Origin of the sequence: Sorangium sp. KYC3313 (assembly GCF_052075895.1) — a bacterium.
Classification (GTDB): domain Bacteria; phylum Myxococcota_A; class Polyangia; order Polyangiales; family Polyangiaceae; genus Sorangium; species Sorangium cellulosum_B.
This window is the reverse complement of sequence record NZ_CP197255.1, coordinates 5,927,958-5,950,306: the sequence shown is the minus strand read 5'-3', so window position 1 is coordinate 5,950,306 and position 22,349 is coordinate 5,927,958. Positions and strand designations below refer to the sequence as shown.

The following is a 22,349-nucleotide window of genomic DNA, read 5'->3' as shown; positions in this document are numbered from 1 at the left end:
ACCTCCGTGGCGGGTCCCGTGGCTCGCCATCAAAAAATCGACACGCGGGCGCTCAGGCCGACGAGCAGCCCGACCGGGGAGGGGTCGAGCGCCACCTCCTGCGTCAGGGGCGCGCCGGCCTCGCCGCCCGCGCGGCGCTCGACCGTGAAGCGCGCACGCGCGACCGGCGCGAGGAGCGTCGCGCGCGCGGACCAGCCCAGCGCGCTGGAGCCGAGGAGGGTTCCTTCCGCGACGGCCGAGCCGCCGAGGGCGAACCAGGGCGCGGAGGCCTCGCGGTCCGGGGCGAACCCCTTGCCTGAGCCGTAAACGGCGCCCAGCATCGCCGCCGCGCAGGCCGAGAGCCGGAGGCCGTCGAGATCGCCGCCGATCGTCGCGCAGCCGCGCGCCGTGGCGGCGGCGAGCCCGAGGGAGACGACGCCCGGCGCGAGCTCGGTGTCCTGGGGGGGCAGCCATACCCCACCGACGCCTGCGGACCACGCGCGGCGCCGCAGGGAGACATCGGCCATCGCGGCCGCCCGGAAGGGATCCAGCATGCCCACGGTCTGCGCGGCGCCGAGCTCCATCGAGACGTCCCCGCGCGCCGCCCGTGGCGGAGGACGCGGCGGCGCGGGCACGACAGGAGCAGGAGCCGCCGCGGGCGCGACAGGGGCCGGGGCTGGCGCGGGCGCAGGCGCGACAGGAGCCGGCGCGGGCGGATCGCTGTCGAGCAGGATGGCGATGGTCAGCGCCACCGCCTCGACGAGCTCGCCGCAGGACGCCCCTACCTCGGACGAGAGCTGCCGGGTGCGACCACCTGCCTGAAGGACGGCGGTGTAGGTGGCGCCATCGCGGAGAAAGCGGACCTCGAGCTCGGCTGCCCCATCCGCGTTCGCCGGCGTGTCGCCGGGAGGAGGGGCGCCGCCCGCGTTCGCCGGCGTGTCGCCGGGAGGGGCGCCGCCCGCGTTCGCCGGCGTGTCGCCGGCGCCCGCGGGAGCGCCGGCGGTGCCCACGGGGTCGAGAGCCCGCCTCTCCATCACGCGTTCGACCGCGATGGCGAGCGACGGCGCGTCCGGGCAGTCGGCTGCAGCGGGCGCCCGCTGGACCGCGAGCCGCGGGAGCGGGGCGGCCACGACGACGCTCGGCCAACCGAGGGAAAAGGCGCACACGGCCAGGACGCACAGCACGCCCCGACGCGAGGGATGAGGGCAGGTCACAGGATGCCTCCCATTACCGCAAGGAACGGCGCAAGCGGAATTAGGACGCGCAGAGCCCTGTGGCCTTGGGCGAAATCGCCGCGAGGGCGAGACAGCCAGACGGCCAGGCCCCCGGCGCCTGCGGGAGGCGCCGGTCGCGACGGCGCGCGTTCCATGGCGGAGGCGTCGCCCCCTGCCACGCCGGAGAGCACGACGCCGCCGCGCCCGTGGCGCGACGCGCGACCGACGCAACGACGGCGACGCCGGTCGCGAGCACGGCACAGGATCGGATAGAGTGCGCCCCATGAACTCCTACGAGCTGGTGACGTGTGCAAGCTGTTATGGCGAAGGCGAGATCAACACGGACTCCGGCCCCTATCTGTGCAAGGACTGTCACGGAAACGGCCGCATCCTCCCGACCGGAGAGCAGATCGAGGAGCGCATCCGCGAGATCGAGGTCGAGCTGGAGCGCCACCCCCAGGAGGCGAAGCCGGAGACCCGATGGCTCGTCTTCGAGCTGCGGCGCACCCGCAAGCTGCTCTGGCAGATCCGGTCGTACTGCGAGGAGACGCGGAGCGACGCAGACGACACGATCATCCTCAAGATCCGCGATCTCGCCGACGCGGCCGTCGCCCCGAGGAGCCCTGCGGTGCCGCGCGAGATGCTCCCAGAGGACGCCTGATGCCCGACGCGGCCGGGGAGCAGGACGCTCGACCCAGGGGAGATCCCGCGTCCCGCTCGAGCGCCGCGCGGGGTGTTCCAGCGCCTGCTCTCTACCCTGCCCTCCTCGGCGCCGCGTGGGCCGCGCTCGCGCCGCCGGTGCAGCGCCTCCACGCGGGCGGCGTGCGCGCTCGCGGTCGCTTCCGCGTGCGGCGCGGCCGGGGGCTCGCGGCGCGCCTGGTCGCCGGCCTGCTGCGCATGCCGGAGGCGGCCGAGGACGTGGCCGTGACGCTCGCCGTCGAGCCGGCGGGCGACGGCGAGCGGTGGCTCCGCACCTTCGGGGTTCGCCCGCTCTTCTCCTCGCAGTGGCGCGCGGGTGATTTCCTGGTGGAGGGGCTCGGCCTCGTCCAGTGCTGGTTCCGGCTCCGCGCCGAGGGCGGAGCGCTCGTGTTCGAGCAGGTGCGGTCGACGCTCGGGCTCCGCCGCCTCGGCCTGCCGCTGCCCCGGTGGCTCGCCCCGCGGATCGAGGGGCGGGCCGGCCCGCTCCAGGACGAGGTCCACGTCGACGTGCGGATCTTCGCGCCGGTCGCCGGGCTGCTCGTCGCGTACGAGGGGCGCGTGGCGAACGAGGCGGGCGGCGAGGCGCCCCCTGCGCGCGCCGGCGGGTCCACGCCGGAACCGACCGCGTTGCCAGCGCCGGAGCCCCGTGCGCCGGAGCCCCGCGCGTGATCACGGCGCTCGTGCTCCTCGCCGTGCAGGGCGCGCTCGGCGCCTTCGACACGCTCTATTACCACGAGTGGCGGGCGCGCCTGCCCGGCGGCGTGCCGGGCACGGCGCCCGAGCTCGTCCTCCACGGCGCGCGCGATCTCCTGTACGCGGTGCTCTTCGCCTCCTTGCCGTTCGTGCGCTGGGAGGGGCTCGCCGCGTGGGCCCTCGCGGCGCTGCTCCTGGCGGAGATCGCGATCACGCTCCGCGATTTCGTCGTCGAGGACACGGTCCGGAGGCCGCTCGGCGGCGTCTACCCGGGAGAGCGGGTGATGCACGCCGTGATGGGCATCATTTACGGCGGCGCGCTCGCCCACCTCGTCCCCGAGATCTGGCGCTGGGCGCGCGGCCCCACCGGCTTTTCCCGCTGGGACGCGCCGCTCTCGCTCCGCGTGATCCTGCCGCTCATGGCCGCAGGCGTGCTGCTCTCGGGGCTGCGCGACCTCGGCGCCGCCTGCGGGCCTCGCTGGCTGCGCTTCCCGTGGGGGCGCGCGTGAGCCGCCGCCCGCGCCGCCCGGCGCGCCTTCAGCCCTTCACCGCGCCCGCCGTGAGCCCCGCGAGGATCCGCCGCTGGAAGACCAGCGTCAGCACCACGAGCGGCACGGTCACGACGATGGAGGCCGCCATGGTCTGCCCCCAGGGGATCTCGTAGAGCCCGCTGCTCGTCGTCGAGAACGCCTGGATCGCGTAGGTCACGGTGCGCTTGTCCGGCGTCTGGGTGAAGGAGAGCGCGAACAGGAACTCGTTCCAGGCGGCGATGAAGGCGAGGATGCCCGTCGTCGCCATCCCGGGGACCGAGAGCGGCAGCATGACCCGGGTGAACACCTGCCAGTGCGTCGCGCCGTCGACGTAGGCCGCCTCCTCGATCTCGCGCGGGATCGCCTTCATGAAGCCGGTGAGCACCCACACCGTGAAGGGGAGCGTGAAGATGAGGTACGTCAGGATCAGCGCGGGGAGCTGGTTGTACAGCTTGAAGAAGTTGATCATCTGGAACAGGGCGCCGAGGACGGCGATCTGCGGAAAGATGGTCATCCCCAGGACCACGTAGAGCACGAGGCTGCGCCCGCGGAAGCGGAACCTCCCCAGCGCGTAGGCGGCCAGCGAGCCCACGGCGAGCGACACCGCGGTGACCGAGGCGGCGACGATCACGCTGTTCAGGAGCGCCGTCTGGAACTCGCCGTTCGCCAGCACGAGGCGGTAGTTGTCGAGCGTCGCCCGGCCCGGCCAGTAGCGGACCGGGGTCGTGAAGAGCTCGTCGTCGGGCTTGATGGAGGAGACGAACGCCCAGACGAACGGGAAGACGGTGAACACGAGCACCGCGGCGACGAGCAGGTAGAGCAGGACCCGCAAGGCGCCCTGTCCCAGCGAACGGCGCCGCTCTGCGCCGCGCGAAGCGCCGCTCATCTCACACCTCCTCGGCGCGGAACACCGCGAGATAGATCACGATGAACACCGCGATGATGAGGAAGAGCGCGACCGAGATCGCCGAGCCGTAGCCGATGTTCGAGACGCTGACGAGGGTCTGCTGGGCGTACGTCGCCATGGTCTGCATGTCCGGCCGGTTGCCGAACATGACGAAGAAGACGTCGAACACCCGGAGCGCGTCGAGCGTGCGGAAGATGAGCGCGACCAGCATCGCGGGCCTGAGGAGCGGCAGCGTGATCCGGGTGAACTGCTGGAGCGCCGTCGCGCCGTCGACCCGCGCGGCCTCGTAGAGATCGTGCGGGATGAGCTGCAGCCCGGCGAGGAGGAGGAGCGCCATGAACGGCGTCGTCTTCCAGACGTCGATGAGCGCCACGGCCCAGAACGACACCGCAGGATCGGCGAGGAAGGCGACGTTGCGGTCCAGGACGCCGAGCTGGTTGACGAGCAGGTCGTTGAAGACGCCGTAGACGTCGTTGTACATCCACTTCCACATCTGGGCCGAGATGACGGTCGGTATGGCCCAGGGGATGAGCATGGCCGCGCGCACCGCCGAGCGCCCCTTGAACCGGGAGTCGACGACGAGCGCGACGCCGAGCCCGAGGACGAGCTCGCCGAGCACGGTGACGACCGTGAAGAGCACCGTGAGCAGGACCGCGTCGTGGAAGTAGCTGTCCTGCACGAGATCGACGTAGTTCTGCGCCCCGATGATCCTGGCCGGCTCCCCGGTGCCGAGGCGCGCGTTCGTGAAGCTCAGGTAGAACGTCTCGGCGAGGGGGTAGAGGGCGATGAACGCGACGACCGCGAGCGTCGGCAGGAGGAACAGCCAGGCGCGCCGCTGTCGCCGCGCGTCGAGCGACGGGTGGTCGGAAGGAGCCGCCGCGCTCGTGGCCGCTGGGTTCGCCGGCATGCTCATGGGATATCCGTTCTCGCGAGGTGGTGTGGCCGGGAGATCTCGTGGGCCGCGCCGCGCGCCGCGCGCCGCGCCACCGGTAGGGAGAGGCGCGCGAGGGCGGCGTGCGGTGTGCGGCGTCAGCGAAGCGCGCGCGTGAGCCGCTGCTCCACCTGCCCGAGCACCGCCTTCGGCTCCTTGCCCTGCAGGACCTGGCTCACCCCCTGGAAGAAGGCGATCGACGCCTCGTTGTACCGGGCGCCGGTGCTGTTCGAGGGGCGCGGCACGAGCGCGATGTCCTTCGCGCTCGCCAGGAAGGGCAGCGACTTCACCACCTCCGGGTCCTGCTGCACCGATCGGATCGTCGGGAGGAAGGAGCCCGCGGTCGCGCGGAACCGCTGCGCCTCGGGGCTCGTCATGTAGCGGACGAGCTCGATCGCCGCGTCCTTGTTCGGCGAGAACTTCGACACCGCGAGCTGCCATCCGCCGATGGTGCCCGCGCTCTTCTGTCCGGGCTCGTGCGGCAGCGGGCCCGCCGCGAACTTGCCCTTGATCGGCGACCGCTCGGCGTTGCCCGCCGCGTAGGCATAAGGCCAGTTGCGCATGAAGGCGGCGTTGCCGCCCTGGAACGCGTTGCGCGCGTCCTCTTCCTCGTAGCTCGTCACGCCGGCGGAGGAGATCGAGCCCACCCAGCCCCTGGCGCGCGCGAGCGCCTTCTGGGCTTGCGGGTTGTTCACGGTGATCTTGCCCTCCTCGATGATCGCGCCGCCGCCGTGGGAGGCGATCCACTCCAGCGCGTTGCAGGTCAGCCCCTCGTAGGCCTTGCCCTGCCAGACGAAGCCGAGGAAGTTCGGGCTCGCCGCCCGCTCGCCGTCCTGGATCTTCTTCGCCATCTGCTCCAGCTCGTCCCACGTCTCCGGCGGCTTCTGATACCCGTACTTCTCCAGAAGATCGGTGCGGTAGTAGAGCAGCCCGAAGTCGGTGAACCACGGCATCGCCACGAGCTTGCCGTCGACCGTGTTGTTCTGGACGATGCTCTCGACGTGCTGCTTCGCCGCCTCGCCGAGCTTCTCGCTCAGATCGACGAGGTTCGGCGCGAAGGCGCCGGGCCAGATGACGTCCAGCATCATGACGTCGATGTCCCCGGATTGCGCCTGGAAGAGGCGCTGGTAGACGGAGTAGGTCTCGGTCGCGTCCTTGGGACGGGGGATGATCGTCACCTCGATGCCGGTGTCCTTCTTGAACTGCTGGATCATCACCCTGTCGAGCTCGGCGCCCACGCCCACCGGCTCGCTGTAATACTTGAGCTTGCTGCCGGCGTATCGCTTCGCCTCGGCGGCGTTCGGCACGGCGGGGGGCTGCGCCTTGATCGCCTTCTCGCCCGGCGCCTCCGACACCGCGGCCGCCGTCGTGGCGGCGGCTCCAGGGGGGTTCTCGCGGGCTGGCGGGCTCTTGTCTCCGCGGCAGGCGCACAGCCCGACGACGAAGAGGAGCAGCGCTGCGGTTCGCCATGCGCGGAGATCATGCTGCCGAGTGGGGTCCATCGCAGGATCCTTTCTGAGCTCTGTTCTGGAGGATTTTCGCATTCCCGGTGGCCGGCAGAGCTATCGAGATGCGCCGCTCACGCCCGCGCCCCGAAGGGCGAGTGCCCGCGGCAGCATCGACCAGATGCGCGCTCGGGGGCAAGCGATCGTGCCGCCTCTCCAGGGATAAAAAGCCCAGGAAAGAGCCGTCGATCACAGACGGGACGGAGCGCGCGCCGCTCGGCACGGCTCTGCTCGCTGCTCGCTGATCGCTGATCGCTGGCAGCGCAGCACAGCAGGCGGCGCGCGGCGCGCCGCACACAGCCCATGGCGAAGGCGCGAAGCGCGATGCGCGCTGGGGCGAGACGCGACACCAGCGCTGGCGGCGAGACGCAACACGACGCGCGCTGGCGGCGAGATGAGGGGAGACGAAGCGCGATGCGCTTGCGTCGCGCGGAGAGAGCGCGCGCAATGCGTGCGCGCCCGCGCGCCGACGCCACCACCTCGCCTGGAAGCGCAATTTCAGCGGAGATTCAGCGGTAGACGCGCGTCGCGCGCGCCCTGAACGTGGGCTGCTTTGCGCTTGCGGAGCCTTTCCGGAGGCGGTAGAGCCGACGCTGCGTGGCCGGCGCTCGCGATCCGGCACGGTGCCGCGGGCTCGTGGCCTGCTGGCTCCAGGCTGGTCCTGCCGAGCAGGACGAGCCCGAACCGGCCTGCGCACGGCGGTGCATGACTCCCCTGACGTTCTCCTCCTCGGCCGACGCCCCCCGCCAGGCGGCGCGGCTCGTCGCCCGCACCTTCCGGCTCGACGCCGACACGCTCGCGAAGCTGCCCGGCGGCATTTCGTCGCTCATGGGAGACGGCGCGCGCGTCTGGCTGCATCCCGGCACCCAGCTGGTCGCGCACGGGGTCGCCGCCCGCCTGGAGCTGCCGCACGGCATCGAGGGCGGCGTGGCGTGGGTGAAGGAGGCGCTCGCGTCGATCGAGGCCCCCGACGCCGTGGGACGCCCGGGCTGCGGCCCGGTGGCGCTCGGCGCCCTGCCGTTCGACCGGACGGAGCCGGCCGCGCTCGTCGTGCCGGCCCAGATCGTCGGCGCGGCCCCCGACGGGACCGCGTGGGTCACGACCATCGGCGAGGGCGCCGCCCCGGCGCCGCACCTGGAGCGGGCCGAGGGCCACCGGCGCTCGCCCGACAGCTTCACGCTCCGCTCGGCGCTCCCGCACGAGGAGTGGTGCGGGCGCGTCGCGCGCGCGGTGGCCGACATCCAGCAGGGGGCCCTCTCCAAGGTCGTGCTGGCCCGCGCGGTCGACGTCGAGGCGAACCGCCCCATCGTCGTCGAGGAGGTCCTGCGCCGCCTGACCGCGCTCTACCCCTCGTGCGCGATCTTCCACGTCGACGGCTTCCTCGGCGCGAGCCCCGAGCTCCTGCTCTCGCGCCGCGGGCGCGCCGTCTCCTCGCACCCCCTCGCCGGCACCTACGCGGTCTCCGCCGACGTCGACGCCGACCGCCGGTTCGCCGAGGTCCTGCGGCGCTCGGCCAAGGACCAGCGCGAGCACCGCTTCGTGGTCGACGCCGTGGCCGCCGCGCTCGCGCCCGAGTGCGCGTCGCTCGAGGTCCCCAGCGAGCCGTCGATCCTGAGCCTGCGCAACGTGATGCACCTCGGCACCCCGATCCACGGCCAGCTCGCGGAGGCGGCGCCGGACGCCCTCACGCTCGCCGCGCGGCTTCACCCGACGCCCGCCGTGTGCGGCACGCCGCGCCAGGCGGCGGAGGCCTGGCTGGGCGCGCACGAGGGCATCCGGCGCGGGCTCTACGCGGGGCTCGTGGGCTGGGTCGACGCCCGCGGCGACGGCGACTGGTTCATCGGCATCCGCAGCGCCACGGTCGACGGCGCGCGCGCGCGGATGGTCGCGGGCGTCGGGGTCGTCGCGGGCTCGAGCCCGGAGGCCGAGCTGGTCGAGACGCAGCTCAAGCTCCAGGCCATGCTCGCGGCCATCATCCGCCCCTGATGCCGCGCCCGCCGCCGGGGCGCCTCACCCGAGCCGGGATCCGCGCCGGCTCGCCTGCATCGACGGCCTCGATGCGGGCCCCGAGGCGAGCTTCGCCGTGAAGACACTCCTCATCGACAACTACGACTCGTACACCCACATCCTCGGGCAGTACCTCTGGGAGGTGAGCGGCGAGGAGCCGATCATCGTCAAGAACGACAGCCTCTCGCTCGCCGAGATCGAGGGCCTGGAGCTCGACAGCATCGTCATCTCGCCCGGCCCCGGCCGCCCGGAGCGGCGGGCCGATTTCGGCGTCTGCGCCGAGGTGATCGAGGCCCTCGCCGGGACGCCGATCCTCGGCGTCTGCCTTGGCCACCAGGGGCTCGCGGCGCGCTTCGGCGGGCGCGTCCAGCACGCCCCGCGGGTCATGCACGGCAAGGTCGTTGAGATCGAGCACGACGGCGCCGGGCTCTTCGAGGGCGTGCCCAGCCCGTTCCAGGTGGTCCGCTACCACTCGCTCATCGTCGGCGACGGCGAGCTGCCGGCGGAGATCCAGGTGACCGCGCGCACGCGAGGCGACGGGCTCATCATGGCCCTCAAGATCAAGGACCGGCCGTTCTACGGCGTGCAGTTTCACCCCGAGTCGATCGGCACCGAGCACGGCAAGAGGATCATCAGCAACTTCAGAAATATCGCCATGAGCACGCCGCGCGACAGGAGGGGCGCGGCGCTCCGCCGGAGCCCACGCGCGCCGGGCCTCTCCGCGGGCGCGCTGGGCGGTTGCGCGCCGGCGGGCGCGCGGCGACGCGGGCGCGTGCGTCACCTCCGGCTCCCGTGGGTCGATCCCGAGCGGGCCTTCGCCGGGCTCTTCGCCGCGGCCCCTTACGCTTTCTGGCTCGACTCGAGCGCGACCGGCCGTGACGGGCGCTTCTCGTTCATGGGGAGCGCGACCGAGGCCATCGAGAGCCGCGGGGCCGCCGTGACGCGGTGGAGCGCCGGCGGCCCCGGGGGCGTCCCCACCTCGACCACGTCCGAGGGGAGCCCGTTCGCCGCGCTCCGGCGGGAGCTCGCGTCGGTGTCGGTCGATCCGAGCGACCTGCCCTTCCACTTCACCGGTGGTCTCGTGGGCTACCTCGGCTACGAGCTCAAGGAGCACCTCGGCTTCGGCGCGTCCGCCCACCCGCGCCGCGCGCTCCCGGACAGCGCGATGATGATCGCGCGGCGGCTCCTGGCCTTCGACCACGTCGAGCGCACGGTGTACGCGTGCGCGATCGACGCGATCGACGCGATCGACGCGATCGACGCGATCGACGCGATCGACGCGATCGACGCGATCGACGCGATCGACGCGATCGACGCCGACGAGCCTGCGTCGCCCCCGTCCGGACCGTGGCTGGACGAGATCGCGGCGCGCCTCCACGGCCTCCCGGCGCTCTCGGAGCCGCTCCTGCCGCCCGTCCCGGAGGGCTTCGCCGACCGGATCGCGCACGCGCCGCGCCTCTCGCGCCGGGAGCACCTCGACGCCATCGGGGCCATCCTCCGCGAGATCCGCGAGGGCGAGACGTACGAGGTGTGCCTCACGAACGAGTTCCACGTGGCGACCTCGCTGGATCCGTTCGCCCTCTACCGCGTCCTGCGCCGCACGAACCCCGCGCAGTTCTCGGCGTTCCTCAGGCTGCCGGAGGGCGCGGTGCTCTCGTCCTCGCCGGAGCGGTTCCTGGCGGTCGACCGGGGGCGGCGGGTGCGCAGCGAGCCCATCAAGGGGACGCGGCCGAAGGGCGCCACCGAGAAAGAGACCCTGGCCCTGCGCCGCGATCTCGCGACCAGCGACAAGGACCGCTCCGAGCTCCTCATGATCACCGACCTCGTCCGCAACGACCTCAGCCGCGTCTGCGCCGTGGGCTCGATCGACGTCGAGGCGCTCCAGCGGATCACGGAGCACGCGACCCTGCTCCAGCTCTCCTCGGTGGTCACGGGCGCGCTGCGCGAGGGGAAGGGCGCGCTCGACGCGCTCGAGGCGTGCTTCCCCGGCGGGTCCATCACCGGCGCGCCGAAGCACCGGACGATCTCGATCATCGACGCGCTGGAGCGGCGCACGCGGGGCGTGTACACGGGCTCGATCGGGTACCTCGCGTACGAGGGCCCCATGGACATGAACATCGCCATACGGACCCTCGTCGCCGACGGCCGGGGGCTCAGCTTCGGCAGCGGCGGCGCGGTGGTCGCGGAGTCGAGCGCGGAGGCCGAGTACGAGGAGGTCCTCGTCAAGAGCTTCCCCCTGCTCCGCGCCATCTACCTCGCGGAGCGCGCCGCGGACGGGGGCCGTGCGCCCGCGCGGGACGCGCGCGCCACGAGCGCGCAGCGCGGATGACGCGCCCGACGGAACGACGCACGCGGCGAAGATGCCGGTACGGCGTTCATGCCGCACCGCGTATACTCATCGTACACAAGGAGACGCGGTCGTGAAACGAGAGAGCAACATTACACGGAGGGGCGTCGCGGTGCAGCGGACGGTCGAGGACCTCGCCGTCGACGGCGCCATCCAGCCCATCGTCGAGGCGCTCGACAGCCACCTCGGCGTGGTCCTGGCGTCCAGCTACGAGGTCCCGGGCCGGTACACGCGCTGGGACATCGGCTTCGTCGATCCGCCGCTCGTGCTCGTCTCCCGGGGCCGCGACTTCCGGTTCACCGCGCTGAACGAGCGCGGGCGCGTGCTGCTGCCGGCGATCGACGAGGCCCTCCGTGATCTCGACGCGGTCGCGGCCCTCGAGCGGCGCGCCGACGAGGTCGCCGGCGCGGTCCGGCCGCCGGGCGAGCGGGTGCCGGAGGAGCTGCGCAGCCGGCAGCCGTCCATCTTCTCGGTGCTGCGCCGGCTCATCGAGCTCTTCGGGGTGCCCGGCGACCCGCTCTTCGGGCTCTACGGCGCGTTCGCGTACGATCTCGCCTTCCAGTTCGAGCCCATCCGCCTCCGCCTGGAGCGCCCGGCGGATCAGCGGGATCTCGTCCTCTACCTCCCCGACGAGATCATCGCCGTCGACCACCGCCGCGAGCGCGCGACGCGCACGCGCTACGAGCTGAAGTTCGGCGATCGCTCGACCGAAGGGCTGCCGCGCGAGGGCGCGACGCACGCCTACGTCGGCGCCGACCGCGCGCCCCAGAACGAGTACGCGCCCGGCGAGTACGCCGAGCTCGTCCGGCTGGCGCGCGAGTCCTTCAAGCGGGGCGATCTCTTCGAGGTCGTGCCGGGGCAGACGCTCCACGAGCCGTGCCCGGTCGCGCCCACCGAGCTGTTTTACCGCCTGCGCGAGCGCAACCCGGCGCCCTACGGCTTCCTGATGAACCTCGGCAACGCCGAGTACCTGATCGGCGCCTCGCCCGAGATGTACGTCCGCGTCGAGGGCAATCGCGTCGAGACCTGCCCCATCTCGGGCACGATCCCGCGCGGCAGCGACCCGCTCGCCGACGCCGCGCAGATCGCGCGCCTGCTGGCGTCCGCGAAGGACGAGTCGGAGCTCACGATGTGCACCGACGTCGATCGCAACGACAAGTCCCGCATCTGCGTGCCGGGGAGCGTCCGGGTGATCGGGCGCCGGCAGATCGAGATGTACTCGCGGCTGATCCACACGGTCGATCACATCGAGGGCCGCCTGCGCGACGGCTTCGACGCGCTCGACGCGTTCCTGGCGCACACGTGGGCGGTCACGGTCACGGGGGCGCCGAAGGCCTGGGCCATGCAGTTCATCGAGGATCACGAGCGCTCGCCGCGCGCGTGGTACGGGGCGGCGGTCGGCATCGTCGGCTTCGACGGCAGCATGAACACGGGGCTCACGCTGCGCACGATCCGGGTCAAGGACGGCGTGGCCCAGGTCCGGGTCGGCGCGACGCTGCTCTTCGACTCCGATCCCGACGAGGAGGAGCGCGAGACCCAGGTGAAGGCGTCGGCGCTCCTCGACGCGATCCGGAGGCCTCGCGGCATCGCCACGCCGCCTCCGGCGGCCATCCACCCGGTGCCTGGCGGCACGCGCAAGGTCCTCCTCGTGGATCACCAGGACTCCTTCGTGCACACGCTGGCCAACTACCTCCGGCAGACGGGCGCCGAGGTGATGACGCTCCGCGCCGGCTTCCCTCACGAGGAGCTCGACGCCTACGCTCCCGACCTCGTGGTGCTCTCGCCCGGCCCTGGCACGCCGAGCGATTTCGATCTCTCGGGCACGCTCGCGGCGCTGCTCCAGCGCCGGCTGCCCGTCTTCGGCGTCTGCCTCGGCCTGCAGGGGATGGTCGAGCACTTCGGCGGCAAGCTCGGCGTCCTCGACTACCCGATGCACGGCAAGGCCTCGCAGGTGCGCGTGCTCGGCGGGCGCCTCTTCGAGGGGCTGCCGCGCGAGTTCCGCGCGGGGCGCTACCACTCGCTCTACGCGTTGCGCGACGCGCTCCCTGCGTCGCTGAAGGTCACGGCCGAGACCGAGGATGGGGTCGTGATGGCGATCGAGCACACGGAGCTGCCCCTCGCGGCCGTTCAGTTCCATCCGGAGTCGATCCTGTCGCAGGACGACAACGTGGGGCTCCGGCTCGTGAGGAACGCGGTGACCGAGCTGCAGCGAGGCGGCGGGCGGTGACGGTCGAGCGGTAGAGCGGGGCGCTGGCGGCGAAATGAAAAAGCGCCGCCGGGGCCTTGGGGGGGGAAAGGCCACACCAGCGACGCTGAACCGGAATATCAGCATGAGGCGTGCCACGGCGTACTTCCGTCAGGGTCGGGCATTTCGCATGGATGTCCTGGGCGTTCATTTCGGTTCTGCACGAACAGTGCTGCACACCTGAAATGTACGCCGCCCTCGACGAGGCCCGGGGCGCCCGGGAGCGGCTCAGGCAGGCGCCTCTGGGCTCTCCCGCCGCGTGAAGATCCCCTTGCTGTACGCCATGAAGAAGCCGAGCCGCATCGCGTTGCGCTCCGTGGGGATACCGGGGCTCGCGCTGATGCACGCCAGCAGGCGACCCTGCTCGCGCACCCGCTCCAGGCGGCGGGCGATGAGCGCCTGCTGGATGCCGCGCTCGCGGAACCGGGGGAGCACCGAGGCGCCGAAGAGCGCGGCGCCCTCGCCGGAGATCTCCACGCTGCCGCCGCCGGCGGGCTCGCCGTTCACGAGCGCCAGGTACGAGTCGCATCCGGGGTGCGCGACCACGCGGCGCGTGATCTCGAAGAGCACCGGCGAGATCGGCGCGTCCGCGGGCCGGAAGCCGCTCGTCGCGATCTCGATGAACACCCGGACCTGCGCCTCGTCGCCCGGATCGATGCGCGCGATCTCCAGCTCCCCGGGGCCGCCATACGACGCCAGCGCGCGGGGGTCCTCGTCCGGCGCGAGCTCGCGCGCCAGCACGTTCTCGAACTCGCGCAGCACGAACCCTCGATCGGCGAGGCCGCGCACCAGCGATCCGTGCGCGAAGGGGCAGACCTGTATCTGCGGCTCCACGCCGCGCGCCGCGTAGAACGCCACGAGGTGATCGAGCTCCTCGCCGGAGACAGGCCCATCGAGCCCGAGCCCGACAGCGAAGTTTCCCCAGGATCCCTCTCCATCAAAGGCCATCCACCCGCCCGCGATGGGCTCCGCGCAGGCGACCACGGCGGCGACGCCGACCGCCAGCCGGCGCTCCTCGATCCGGGCGATCTCGGCGTACGACAGCTTCGGCATGGACTTGCACCTCATGTGCGAGCAGAGCTCGCGTGACACGGTGTCCTCCATCCTAGTCCGATGAGGCCCGGTCTGCGCCGTTTCGTGCGAGCCAGCGCGCGGCCGCGCCGTCCCGGCGGAGCGGGGCGGGCGGAGCCTCTGACGTCGCGCTCGCGCGCGCGCACACGCACCGTCACGCGCCTCCGCCGCCCCGCGATCTCTGCTCGCGCGCTCGCGGGCGTTGCGATTATGCTGCGCCGCCATGAGCAGGATCTTCCGTTCACTCCCCCCGGCGGGCACCCACCTCGGCATCGCGTTCTCGGGCGGCCTCGACACGCGCTGCGCGGTGGCGTGGCTCTCGCGCAACGGGCTCAAGGTGCATGCGTACACCGCCGATCTGGCGCAGCCGGACGAGGACTCCCCCGGCGACATCCCGCCGATCGCCCTGCAGCACGGCGCGGTCTCCGCCAAGCTGGTGGACTGTCGCGAGGCGCTCGTCCGCGAGGGCATCCTCGCCATCCAGTGCGGCGCCTTCCACCTCTCGACGGGCGGCAAGAAGTACTTCAACACCACGCCGCTCGGCCGCGCGGTGACCACGACCGCGATCGTCCGCGCGATGCGCGACGACGACGTCCACGTCTTCGGCGACGGCAGCACGCACAAGGGCAACGACATCCAGCGGTTCTACCGCTATGGCATCTTCGTCGACCCCTCGCTCAAGATCTACAAGCCCTGGCTCGATCCGAGGTTCGTGGGAGAGCTCGGCGGGCGCAAGGAGATGAGCGAGTACCTCGAGCGCCACGGGCTGCCCTACCGCATGGGGACGGAGAAGGCGTACAGCACCGACGCCAACGTGCTCGGCGCGACGCACGAGGCGAAGGACCTCGAGCACCTGAACACCGGGATCAAGATCGTCCAGCCCATCATGGGTGTCGCCTCCTTCCGGCCGGAGGTCGCCATCGAGGCCGAGACGGTGACCCTCGGGTTCGAGCGCGGCGTCCCGGCGACGATCGACGGCAAGCGCTTCGGCTCCCTGTTCGAGCTGTTCGTCGAGTGCAACCGGATCGGCGGGCGCCACGGGCTCGGCATGAGCGACCAGATCGAGAACCGGGTGATCGACGCGAAGAGCCGCGGCATCTACGAGGCGCCGGGCATGGCCCTGCTCCACGCCGTCTACGAGCGGCTCCTGTCCGCCATTCACAACGAGAACACCCTCGACGTGTACTTCACCCAGGGCAGGCGCCTCGGGCGTCTGCTCTACGAGGGCAAGTGGTACGACCCCGAGGCCATGATGCTGAAGGACGCGCTCTCGCGCTGGATCGCCCCCGGCGTGACCGGCGAGGTGACGCTCGAGCTGCGCCGCGGCGACGATTACAACATCCTGAGCACGCGCGCCGACTACATGGCCTATGCGCCGCACAAGCTCTCGATGGAGAAGGTCGAGGAGGCCTATTTCACCCCCGAGGACCGCATCGGCGCGCTCGAGCTCCAGAACCTCTCGGTGACGGACAACCGCCAGTTCCTGATCCACCTCATCGAGAGCACGCAGGCCCTCGGCCCGGGCGGCGCCCCGGCCATCGGCGAGCTGCTCGGCGGCGACAAGCCGAAGGAGTGAGCCGGGGCGGCCCCTGAGCGGAGGCCGCGCGCCGGCTCCGCTCGCGACGCGCCGGACGAGGTTGCGCCCGGCACCCGCCTGGGTCACGAGGAAGGTGCGAACGCCGGCCCGCCCGAGCGGTGCCGGCCCAGGGAGGTGGTCATGAAGGCGCTCATCATCCAGGCACTCGCCGCGGGCCTCGCGGTCCTCGTCGGAACGAAGATCCTGCCCGGCGTGCGGATCCGAAAGACCCAGACGGCGCTCGTCGTCGCCGCCGTGTTCACCGTCCTCAACCTGCTGCTCGGCTGGCTCGTGAAGTTCCTGGTCGCGGTGGCGCTCCTGCCCGCCGCCATCCTCACGCTGGGCCTGGCGTATCTCTTCTTCGGCCTCGTCGTGAACTCGGTGCTGCTCTACGCCACCGACAAGCTCATCGACGATTTCGAGATCCGGGGGCTAGGGCCGCTCTTCGGCACGGCGGCCCTCATCTCGTTCGCGGGATGGCTGTTGCCGCGCATCTTGTGAGCCCTCGCAGCCCTCGCCCGGGCGCCTACCAGCGCTGGTGAACCCGAGGCCGGAGCCGACGGTCGTAGATCTCGCGGAGCTTCGCCATCGTCTCCTGCGGCACGGGCGGCAGGTCCGCCGCGCTCGCGTTCTCGTCCACCTGCTCGGGCCGCTTCGCGCCGGGGATCACGCACGTCACCGCGTCCTGCATCAGGATCCAGCGCATCGTCCACGCGCCCATGCTCACGCCGGCGGGCACGAGCGGGCGGAGCTCCTCGACGACCTCGAGGCCCAGGTCGTAGTCGACGCCCGAGAACGTCTCGCCCTTGTCGAACGCGGCGCCCTCGCGGTTGAAATTGCGGTGATCGTCGGCCGCGAACCGGGTCGCCGCGCTCATCTTTCCGGTGAGCAGCCCCGAGGAGAGCGGCAGTCGTGCCAGGACCCCGACCTGCCGGCGCTTCGCCTCGGGGAAGAAGAGCTCGGCCGGGCGCTGCCGGAGGACATTGTAGATGATCTGCACCGACTGCACGCCGGGGTACTCGATGGCCTTGAGCGCCTCTTCCACCCGCTCGACGCTGACGCCGTAAAACCGGATCTTGCCCGCCTTCACGAGCCTATCGAGGGCGTCGAACACCTCGGGCCGATAGTAGACGTCCGTCGGCGGGCAGTGCAGCTGGACGAGGTCGAGCGCGTCCGTCTCGAGGTTCTTCAGGCTGCGCTCGATGAAGGCCGCGAGGTTCCCCTCGTCGTAGCTGGCCGCCGTGTGCGGGCTCAGCCGCCGGCCCGCCTTCGTCGCGACGACGATCTCCTCGCGCCGCTCGCGCCTGAGCCGCGCGAGCAGCCGCTCGCTCCGGCCGTCCCCGTACACGTCCGCGGTATCGAAGAAATTCACGCCTCGATCGGCGGCCCGGTGCAACGCCGCGAGCGACTCCTTGTCGTCGACGTCGCCCCAGGTGCCCCCGATCGCCCAGGCCCCGAAGCTCACCGAGGAGACACGGAAACCCGTCCTGCCAAGAGATCGATACTCCATGGCGGCGCATACAACCAGATTTCCCCCGCCACGGCGAGCGTGGCCGCGCTCAGGCGGGCTCGGCCCCGCGGCGGCGGTGCGCGCGCTTGCTGCGCTCGACGAGCGCGACGAGCTCCTCGCGCGTGACCCCGAGCCGCGCCGCCGTCCGGTGCGCGAGCGACGTCCGGGCGACCCCATCGACGAACTGGTATGTCGGCCACTGCTGCGCGTCGAGCTCGACCTGCAGGAACACGAGCCGATCGACCGGCCGCTCCCGCTCGAGCCGCGCCGCGAGCTCGAGGAAGTGCGTCGTGATGAAGGCCTGAGGGCGGAGCTCCGAGAGGAGCGAGATCACGAGCTGGAAGATCTCCTCGCCCTCCGACGGGTTCGTGCCGGAGCAGAGCTCGTCGAGCACCACCATGTCGCCGACCTGCATCGCCTCGAACAGCGACCTGATGCGGAGCAGCTCCATCCCGAGGCGGCCCTCGCTCTGATCGGCCTGCGCCTGCTCGATCAGCGACACGAAGAGCCCGTGGCACGGCGAGAGGCGCGCCTCCGCGGCCGGCACGAAGAAGCCCGCCTGCCCCATCATCTGGGCCAGCGAGAGCGCCTCGAGCAGCCGGGTCTTCCCCCCCGAGTTCGGCCCGGTCACGATGACGGTCGCGTCGTGGTGATCGGTCGCGATGTCGCACGGGACCGCGCTCACCGAGCTCGCCAAGAGCAGCGGGTTGAACAGCCCCTTGAGCTCCCGCCCAGGGCTCCCGCCGCGCGCGCCGTGCGCGCCGTCGGAGGAGCCCGGCGAGACGAGCTCGGGCAGACAGACGGAGAGCCCGGCCGCGCGGGCGCGGTCGCGCAGCGCGAGGCCGGCGAGGTAGAACTCGAGATCTCCGAGCAGCTGGACGAGCGCGACGAGATCGTCCTCGATGCCGTCGAACACGCTGTTGACGTGGCGGGCGAGCAGCTCGTCGTCGCTGAACCGGTACCCCCTCCACAGCATCACGAGCTTCGTGACCAGGCGCCCGAGCGGCGACTGGTAGAAGCGGTTCTCGCTGTTCTCGCGGATCGACAGGGCGCGCAGATCGCGGACATGGCCGTCGGAGCCGACGCGGATCCGGACATCCAGCGTCGCGATCTCCTCGTCGTACGCGAGCAGATCCGCGAGGCGGCGGTACGCCTCGCTCTCGCGCACGGCCTCGCCGAACGCCGAGAGCCGCGACAGGCCCGAGCGCGCGCCCGCGAACCCACCGGCGAGCGCGTCGAACGCGCCCTTGGCGGCGGCGAGGATGTCGAGCCGGCGCCGGCTGCCTTCGCCGCGAGAGATGGGGATCGTCTCGATCTGGGCCACCCAGCGGCGCAGCGCCGCGTAGGCGCGCTCGAGATCGCGGCGCTGCGCCTCCGACCCGGTGAGCTCCCGGAAGATCGCGCGCCGGAGCTCGACGGTGTCGCGATCGCTCGGCGGCTGGGAGAGGGCGCGGCCCAGCAGCGCTGGGCTCGGGATGTAGGCGCGGCCTTCGCTCGTGAAATGGAGGCAGCCCACGATGAGCTCGCGCAGGAAGACGTGCTGAGCGAAGCGGGCTGGATCCCACGTCGACGCGGGCAGCGACGCCGACTCGACGTGCCGATCGAACGCCCCCGCTGGCGCGCCGCCCGCGAACGCGAACGCCAGCGACTCCTTGACCGCCCGCGCGTCGACCCGGAGCGCCGGCCGGTGCGAGAGGAGATCGGGCGCGGAGCGCTGTCCGGGCGGGGCGTCTGGCAGGACGGGTTCCGGCGGCGCCGCGCTCACGACCTCGAGCCTACTACGATGCGCCGGGCCGGAGCGCTCGTCCGGTGTCCGGTGCCGCCGCCGCGCGGTGGCCAGGGAGGGTCTCGGCATGCCCCCGTCGACACGCGCGGCGCGCCGTTGTTCCCGGGCGGCCGGGAACGACCGAGTTCCTGGCACGACGTCTGCCTCGGTGTGCACCTGGAGATGCACCATGAGCTATCGCTGCACGATGAGCAGAATACGCTGGTTCTCCGGCCCAACCATCCTCGCGCTCGCGCTCGCCGGCACGTCCTGCAGGAGCGAGAGCGAGAGAGCTGAAGGAGCGGTCCGCGAGCCCGGGGACCAGACGATCAGGAGAGGCGAACCGCCTCCGGGCCCGAACCAGACGCCCACCAAAGACCTGCGCGAGCAGGCCGGGCGCGTGGGAGAAAAGGCGGAGCAGCTCGCCCAGGAGGGCAAGGAGCTCGGCCAGGAGGCGCGAGAGCAGGCCGGGCGCGCGGGTGACAAGGCAGAGCAGCTCGCCCGGGAGGGTCAGCAGCTCGGCCAGGAGACGCGCGAGAAGGCAGAGCAGCTCGCCGAGCGCGGGCGCCAGGCGGGCCGCGATGTCAACGACCAGATGAACAGGGCCGGCGAGCAGACCGGCGCGCTCAAGGACAACCAGGGCGCGCGCCCGCAGTCGGCGCCGCCTGCCGCGCCCAAGGACAAAGCCACGCCGCAGCCCGCACAACAAGGCCAGGCCGAGGGAGCCAAGAAGCAGGACGGAAATGCCGCCGCGATGGAGCGCGAAGAGTGGACGAAGGCCGCGAAGGACAACGACTATAAGGTCACCTTCGGCCGCGACGGCTCGGTCATCGCCACGAAGGAGGCGAAGCGGACCGGCGCGCGCCCGTCCGACGAGATGCTCCGCAACGCGGTCGGCGGCAAGCTCGCGGACAGCGATCACGACGCGGTGAAGAAGCTGCACGTCACGGTGCGCGACGGCGTGGTCACGCTGCAAGGCAACGTCGCCAGCGTGAAGGAGGCAACCGAGGCGGTGAAGGAGGCGCTGGACGCCGACGGCGTCACCAAGGTGATCGCCAACCTCCATCACGGCTCATGACGCCATGAGGTCGCCGGCCTAGCCGTCGTCACGGAGGTGCATCCGGTCGCTGAGGACGGGCGGATGCACCCCCGGATCACTGGCGTGCGAAGTCCTTGGGGCGGAGCTTGACGGAGCGTTCCACGGCCTCCGCGGGTGAGAGCGCCAGCATGAGCGTCTCATCGAAGCAGTCGGACCTCGACACGACCACGACCTGCGTGCCCACGGGCAGCTCGGTCTTGAGCGGCGTCTTGCCGAGCGTCTTTCCCTTCCAGCTCACGGTCGCGTCGGGCGGCTCGCTCGAGATCGTCACGCTCGCCCTCGGGCCCTCCTCGGGCTTCTTCTCGACGGTCTCCCCGGCCTCGGCGCCGCGCGAAGCGACCGCGGCCGCAGGAGCATCGAGAGCGGCCGCGCGCTGGTTCGCGACGTGAAGCGCGCCGCCGACCAGCGCGACCAGCGCGGTCAGGGCCGACGCGCCGATCAGGTAGCCGCGCTTCGAGGTCGACACGGGCCCCGACGTTGTCGCTCGCAGGCTCACCGAGTCGCTCACGGGGGTCCTGGGCCGCTCGGCGCCCGACGCCCGCTCGAGGCCCGACACGCGCTCGACGCCCGACCGGCTGGACTCCCCGACATAGGGGAGCCTGCTGCCCGAGCCCGAGCACGAGGGAGCCATCGCGACGCCGATGCCGCTCATCGTCACCTGGCTGGAGGCGTCGCTCAGCAGCGACGCGCTGGCCACCCGCTCGATCTGCGCCTTGATCTGCTGGCGTATGGAGGCCCGGCTCTCGGCGAAGATCCCCCGCATGCAGGCGCCGAGGAACTCGCTGCGGACGTCCTCGCCCGACCATTGCAGGTAGTTCTCGAGCACATCGCACATCTCCTGCGCCGTCGCGAAGCGCTTCGATGGCTCGCGATCAAGGGCCTTCGCGGCGATCTGATCGAGCGCGATGGGGATCCCCGGAACGACGGTGGAGAGCCGCGGTATCTTCCCCAGCAGGAGCTGGTGCATCACGGTGATCTGATCGCCCTCGAACAGCCGCCGCCCGGCGAGCAGCTCCCAGAGCACGACGCCGACCGCGAAGATGTCCGCCCGGCGGTCCACCGTCTTGCCCGCCGTGACCTGCTCGGGCGCCATATACGTCAGCTTGCCCTTGAAGGTCCCGCTCTCGGTGCTGGAGGCGTTGACGACGGCCTTGGCCACGCCGAAATCCACGAGCTTCACCGCGCCGTCGTACGTGATGAAGATGTTGTGAGGCGAGACGTCGCGATGCACGATGCCGAGAGGCCGACCGTCGAAATCGCAGAGCTCATGCGCGTAATGGAGCCCGCGCAGCACCTCGGCCACGATCCGGATCCACGTGCCGCGGACGAGCCCGCCCGTGCCGGACTCCCGCTCGACAGCCGCCTTCATGACGCGCTTCAGCGGCTGGCCCTCCAGGTACTCCATCACAATGAAGTAGCCGTCCCGATCGCTGCCGACCTCGTAGGTCTGGACGACATTCGGGTGGTTCATGCGAGCCGAGAGCTTGGCCTCGTCCATGAACATGAGGACCTGGCGATCCTCCTCGTCCCCGGAGCTGCGGAGACGCTTGACGACGACCAGCTTGTTCACCGAGGCGGGCCCGTGAGCCATCGCGAGGAAGACGTCTGCCATCCCGCCGCGGCCGAGCTTCGCGATGGGACGGTACCGGCCGAGCCCAAGCTGGGTCGGTGTGTCTCTCAAGATCGACGCTCCGTGTTCTCCGATCACACTCACCTCAGTGTGCAAAATCCGATAATTGCGCGTCCGAGTCAATGCGAAGAGTTTGCGTCCTCGCTACCAAGGAAAACATGCTCCAATGAAGTGAATGGCCCACAACCGTATGAGCAGGAGCGGCAAGAGACGACATCGGAACACATACATTCACGCGTATTCACGCGCATCCACGCGCATCCACGCGCATCCACGCGTATTCACGCGTATTCACGCGTATTCACGCGCATCCACACGCACTCGCGAATACCGCACCCCTGCGGGTAGGCCCCGCGCTGCGCTCTACCTGCTGCGCTTCGCCTGCTGCGCGTCAGGTGCTTCGTGCGCAATCCGCCGCTGGCCCGGGAGGGGCCGTGCAGCCGAGCCCTGAGGTGACTCCCTTCCCGGTAGCGCCCGCGCCAGGTCGCCAGGTCGATCGCACTGCAAACACGGGGTCTGCTGCGGGCGTTGATGGAAACGTAACAAGGGATACGCCACGTGCAATCCGTCGCGACACGATCGCACGAAATTTCCGCAGCGTTCCGCGCCGGACGCAATACGCCACGCGCGACCGCGGCTCG

17 protein-coding genes are annotated in these 22,349 nt (G+C 71.5%); 9 read left to right on the top strand and 8 right to left on the bottom strand.

Annotation, left to right across the window (positions count from 1 at the left end; genetic code table 11):
- Positions 1-29 precede the first annotated feature (29 nt).
- Complete coding sequence (locus ACSRUE_RS23170) at positions 30-1,109, bottom strand: hypothetical protein (protein WP_441292905.1); 1,080 nt, start codon at positions 1,107-1,109, stop codon at positions 30-32.
- 367 nt (positions 1,110-1,476) lie between these two features.
- Here ACSRUE_RS23170 and ACSRUE_RS23165 point away from each other — a divergent pair, with 367 nt between their 5' ends.
- The 3 genes from ACSRUE_RS23165 to ACSRUE_RS23155 are packed head-to-tail and all read left to right on the top strand — an operon-like array spanning position 1,477 to position 3,094.
- The gene (locus ACSRUE_RS23165) at positions 1,477-1,854 is read left to right on the top strand and encodes a hypothetical protein (protein WP_437766375.1); all 378 of its coding nucleotides are present in this window, start codon (positions 1,477-1,479) and stop codon (positions 1,852-1,854) included.
- Positions 1,854-2,561 (top strand): DUF4166 domain-containing protein, encoded by a 708-nt coding sequence (locus ACSRUE_RS23160; protein WP_441292904.1) that lies wholly within the window; start codon positions 1,854-1,856, stop codon positions 2,559-2,561. Before ACSRUE_RS23165 ends, ACSRUE_RS23160 begins: the two co-directional genes overlap by 1 nt.
- Positions 2,558-3,094 (top strand): hypothetical protein, encoded by a 537-nt coding sequence (locus tag ACSRUE_RS23155; RefSeq protein ID WP_437292931.1) that lies wholly within the window; start codon positions 2,558-2,560, stop codon positions 3,092-3,094. The genes ACSRUE_RS23160 and ACSRUE_RS23155 overlap by 4 nt, the downstream gene beginning before the upstream one ends.
- 28 nt (positions 3,095-3,122) lie before the next feature.
- On the opposite strand, the gene ACSRUE_RS23150 is transcribed toward ACSRUE_RS23155, so the two are convergent.
- The 3 genes from ACSRUE_RS23150 to ACSRUE_RS23140 form a co-directional block, all read right to left on the bottom strand.
- Positions 3,123-4,001, bottom strand: a complete 879-nt coding sequence (locus tag ACSRUE_RS23150; RefSeq protein WP_441292903.1) for a carbohydrate ABC transporter permease — start codon at positions 3,999-4,001, stop codon at positions 3,123-3,125.
- 1 nt (position 4,002) lies between these two features.
- Positions 4,003-4,935, bottom strand: coding sequence for a carbohydrate ABC transporter permease (locus tag ACSRUE_RS23145; RefSeq protein WP_441292902.1), 933 nt, complete (start codon positions 4,933-4,935; stop codon positions 4,003-4,005).
- A gap of 116 nt (positions 4,936-5,051) precedes the next feature.
- Positions 5,052-6,455, bottom strand: a complete 1,404-nt coding sequence (locus ACSRUE_RS23140; protein WP_441292901.1) for an ABC transporter substrate-binding protein — start codon at positions 6,453-6,455, stop codon at positions 5,052-5,054.
- Between the two features lie 708 nt (positions 6,456-7,163).
- On the opposite strand from ACSRUE_RS23140, the gene ACSRUE_RS23135 reads away from it, so the two are divergent.
- The 3 genes from ACSRUE_RS23135 to ACSRUE_RS23125 all read left to right on the top strand — a co-directional run bounded on the left by ACSRUE_RS23135 (position 7,164) and on the right by ACSRUE_RS23125 (position 13,039).
- A complete protein-coding gene (locus ACSRUE_RS23135; protein WP_441292900.1) occupies positions 7,164-8,444 on the top strand; it encodes an isochorismate synthase in 1,281 nt (426 codons plus the stop codon).
- Positions 8,445-8,541: 97 nt separating this feature from the next.
- Positions 8,542-10,794: a chorismate-binding protein gene (locus ACSRUE_RS23130; RefSeq protein WP_441292899.1), complete on the top strand. Its 2,253-nt coding sequence runs from the start codon at positions 8,542-8,544 to the stop codon at positions 10,792-10,794.
- 91 nt (positions 10,795-10,885) lie between these two features.
- A complete protein-coding gene (locus tag ACSRUE_RS23125) occupies positions 10,886-13,039 on the top strand; it encodes an anthranilate synthase component I (RefSeq protein ID WP_441292898.1) in 2,154 nt (717 codons plus the stop codon).
- A 246-nt stretch (positions 13,040-13,285) separates the two neighbouring features.
- Here ACSRUE_RS23125 and ACSRUE_RS23120 read toward each other — a convergent pair whose 3' ends face one another.
- Positions 13,286-14,110 (bottom strand): GNAT family N-acetyltransferase, encoded by an 825-nt coding sequence (locus ACSRUE_RS23120; RefSeq protein WP_441292897.1) that lies wholly within the window; start codon positions 14,108-14,110, stop codon positions 13,286-13,288.
- 241 nt (positions 14,111-14,351) lie between these two features.
- Here ACSRUE_RS23120 and argG point away from each other — a divergent pair, with 241 nt between their 5' ends.
- Positions 14,352-15,704, top strand: a complete 1,353-nt coding sequence (gene argG, locus ACSRUE_RS23115; RefSeq protein ID WP_441292896.1) for an argininosuccinate synthase — start codon at positions 14,352-14,354, stop codon at positions 15,702-15,704.
- 141 nt (positions 15,705-15,845) lie between these two features.
- Positions 15,846-16,205, top strand: a complete 360-nt coding sequence (locus ACSRUE_RS23110; protein WP_437766365.1) for a phage holin family protein — start codon at positions 15,846-15,848, stop codon at positions 16,203-16,205.
- Between the two features lie 25 nt (positions 16,206-16,230).
- Here the strand turns inward: ACSRUE_RS23110 and ACSRUE_RS23105 are convergent, their stop codons facing one another.
- Entirely contained in the window at positions 16,231-17,214 is a 984-nt protein-coding gene (locus tag ACSRUE_RS23105) for an aldo/keto reductase (RefSeq protein WP_441292895.1), read from the bottom strand.
- A gap of 49 nt (positions 17,215-17,263) precedes the next feature.
- The gene (locus tag ACSRUE_RS23100; protein WP_441292894.1) at positions 17,264-18,979 is read right to left on the bottom strand and encodes a MutS-related protein; all 1,716 of its coding nucleotides are present in this window, start codon (positions 18,977-18,979) and stop codon (positions 17,264-17,266) included.
- 190 nt (positions 18,980-19,169) lie between these two features.
- Here ACSRUE_RS23100 and ACSRUE_RS23095 point away from each other — a divergent pair, with 190 nt between their 5' ends.
- Positions 19,170-20,057 (top strand): BON domain-containing protein, encoded by an 888-nt coding sequence (locus ACSRUE_RS23095; protein WP_441292893.1) that lies wholly within the window; start codon positions 19,170-19,172, stop codon positions 20,055-20,057.
- Between the two features lie 76 nt (positions 20,058-20,133).
- Here ACSRUE_RS23095 and ACSRUE_RS23090 read toward each other — a convergent pair whose 3' ends face one another.
- Positions 20,134-21,759, bottom strand: a complete 1,626-nt coding sequence (locus tag ACSRUE_RS23090; RefSeq protein ID WP_441292892.1) for a protein kinase domain-containing protein — start codon at positions 21,757-21,759, stop codon at positions 20,134-20,136.
- Between the last annotated feature and the right edge of the window lie 590 nt (positions 21,760-22,349).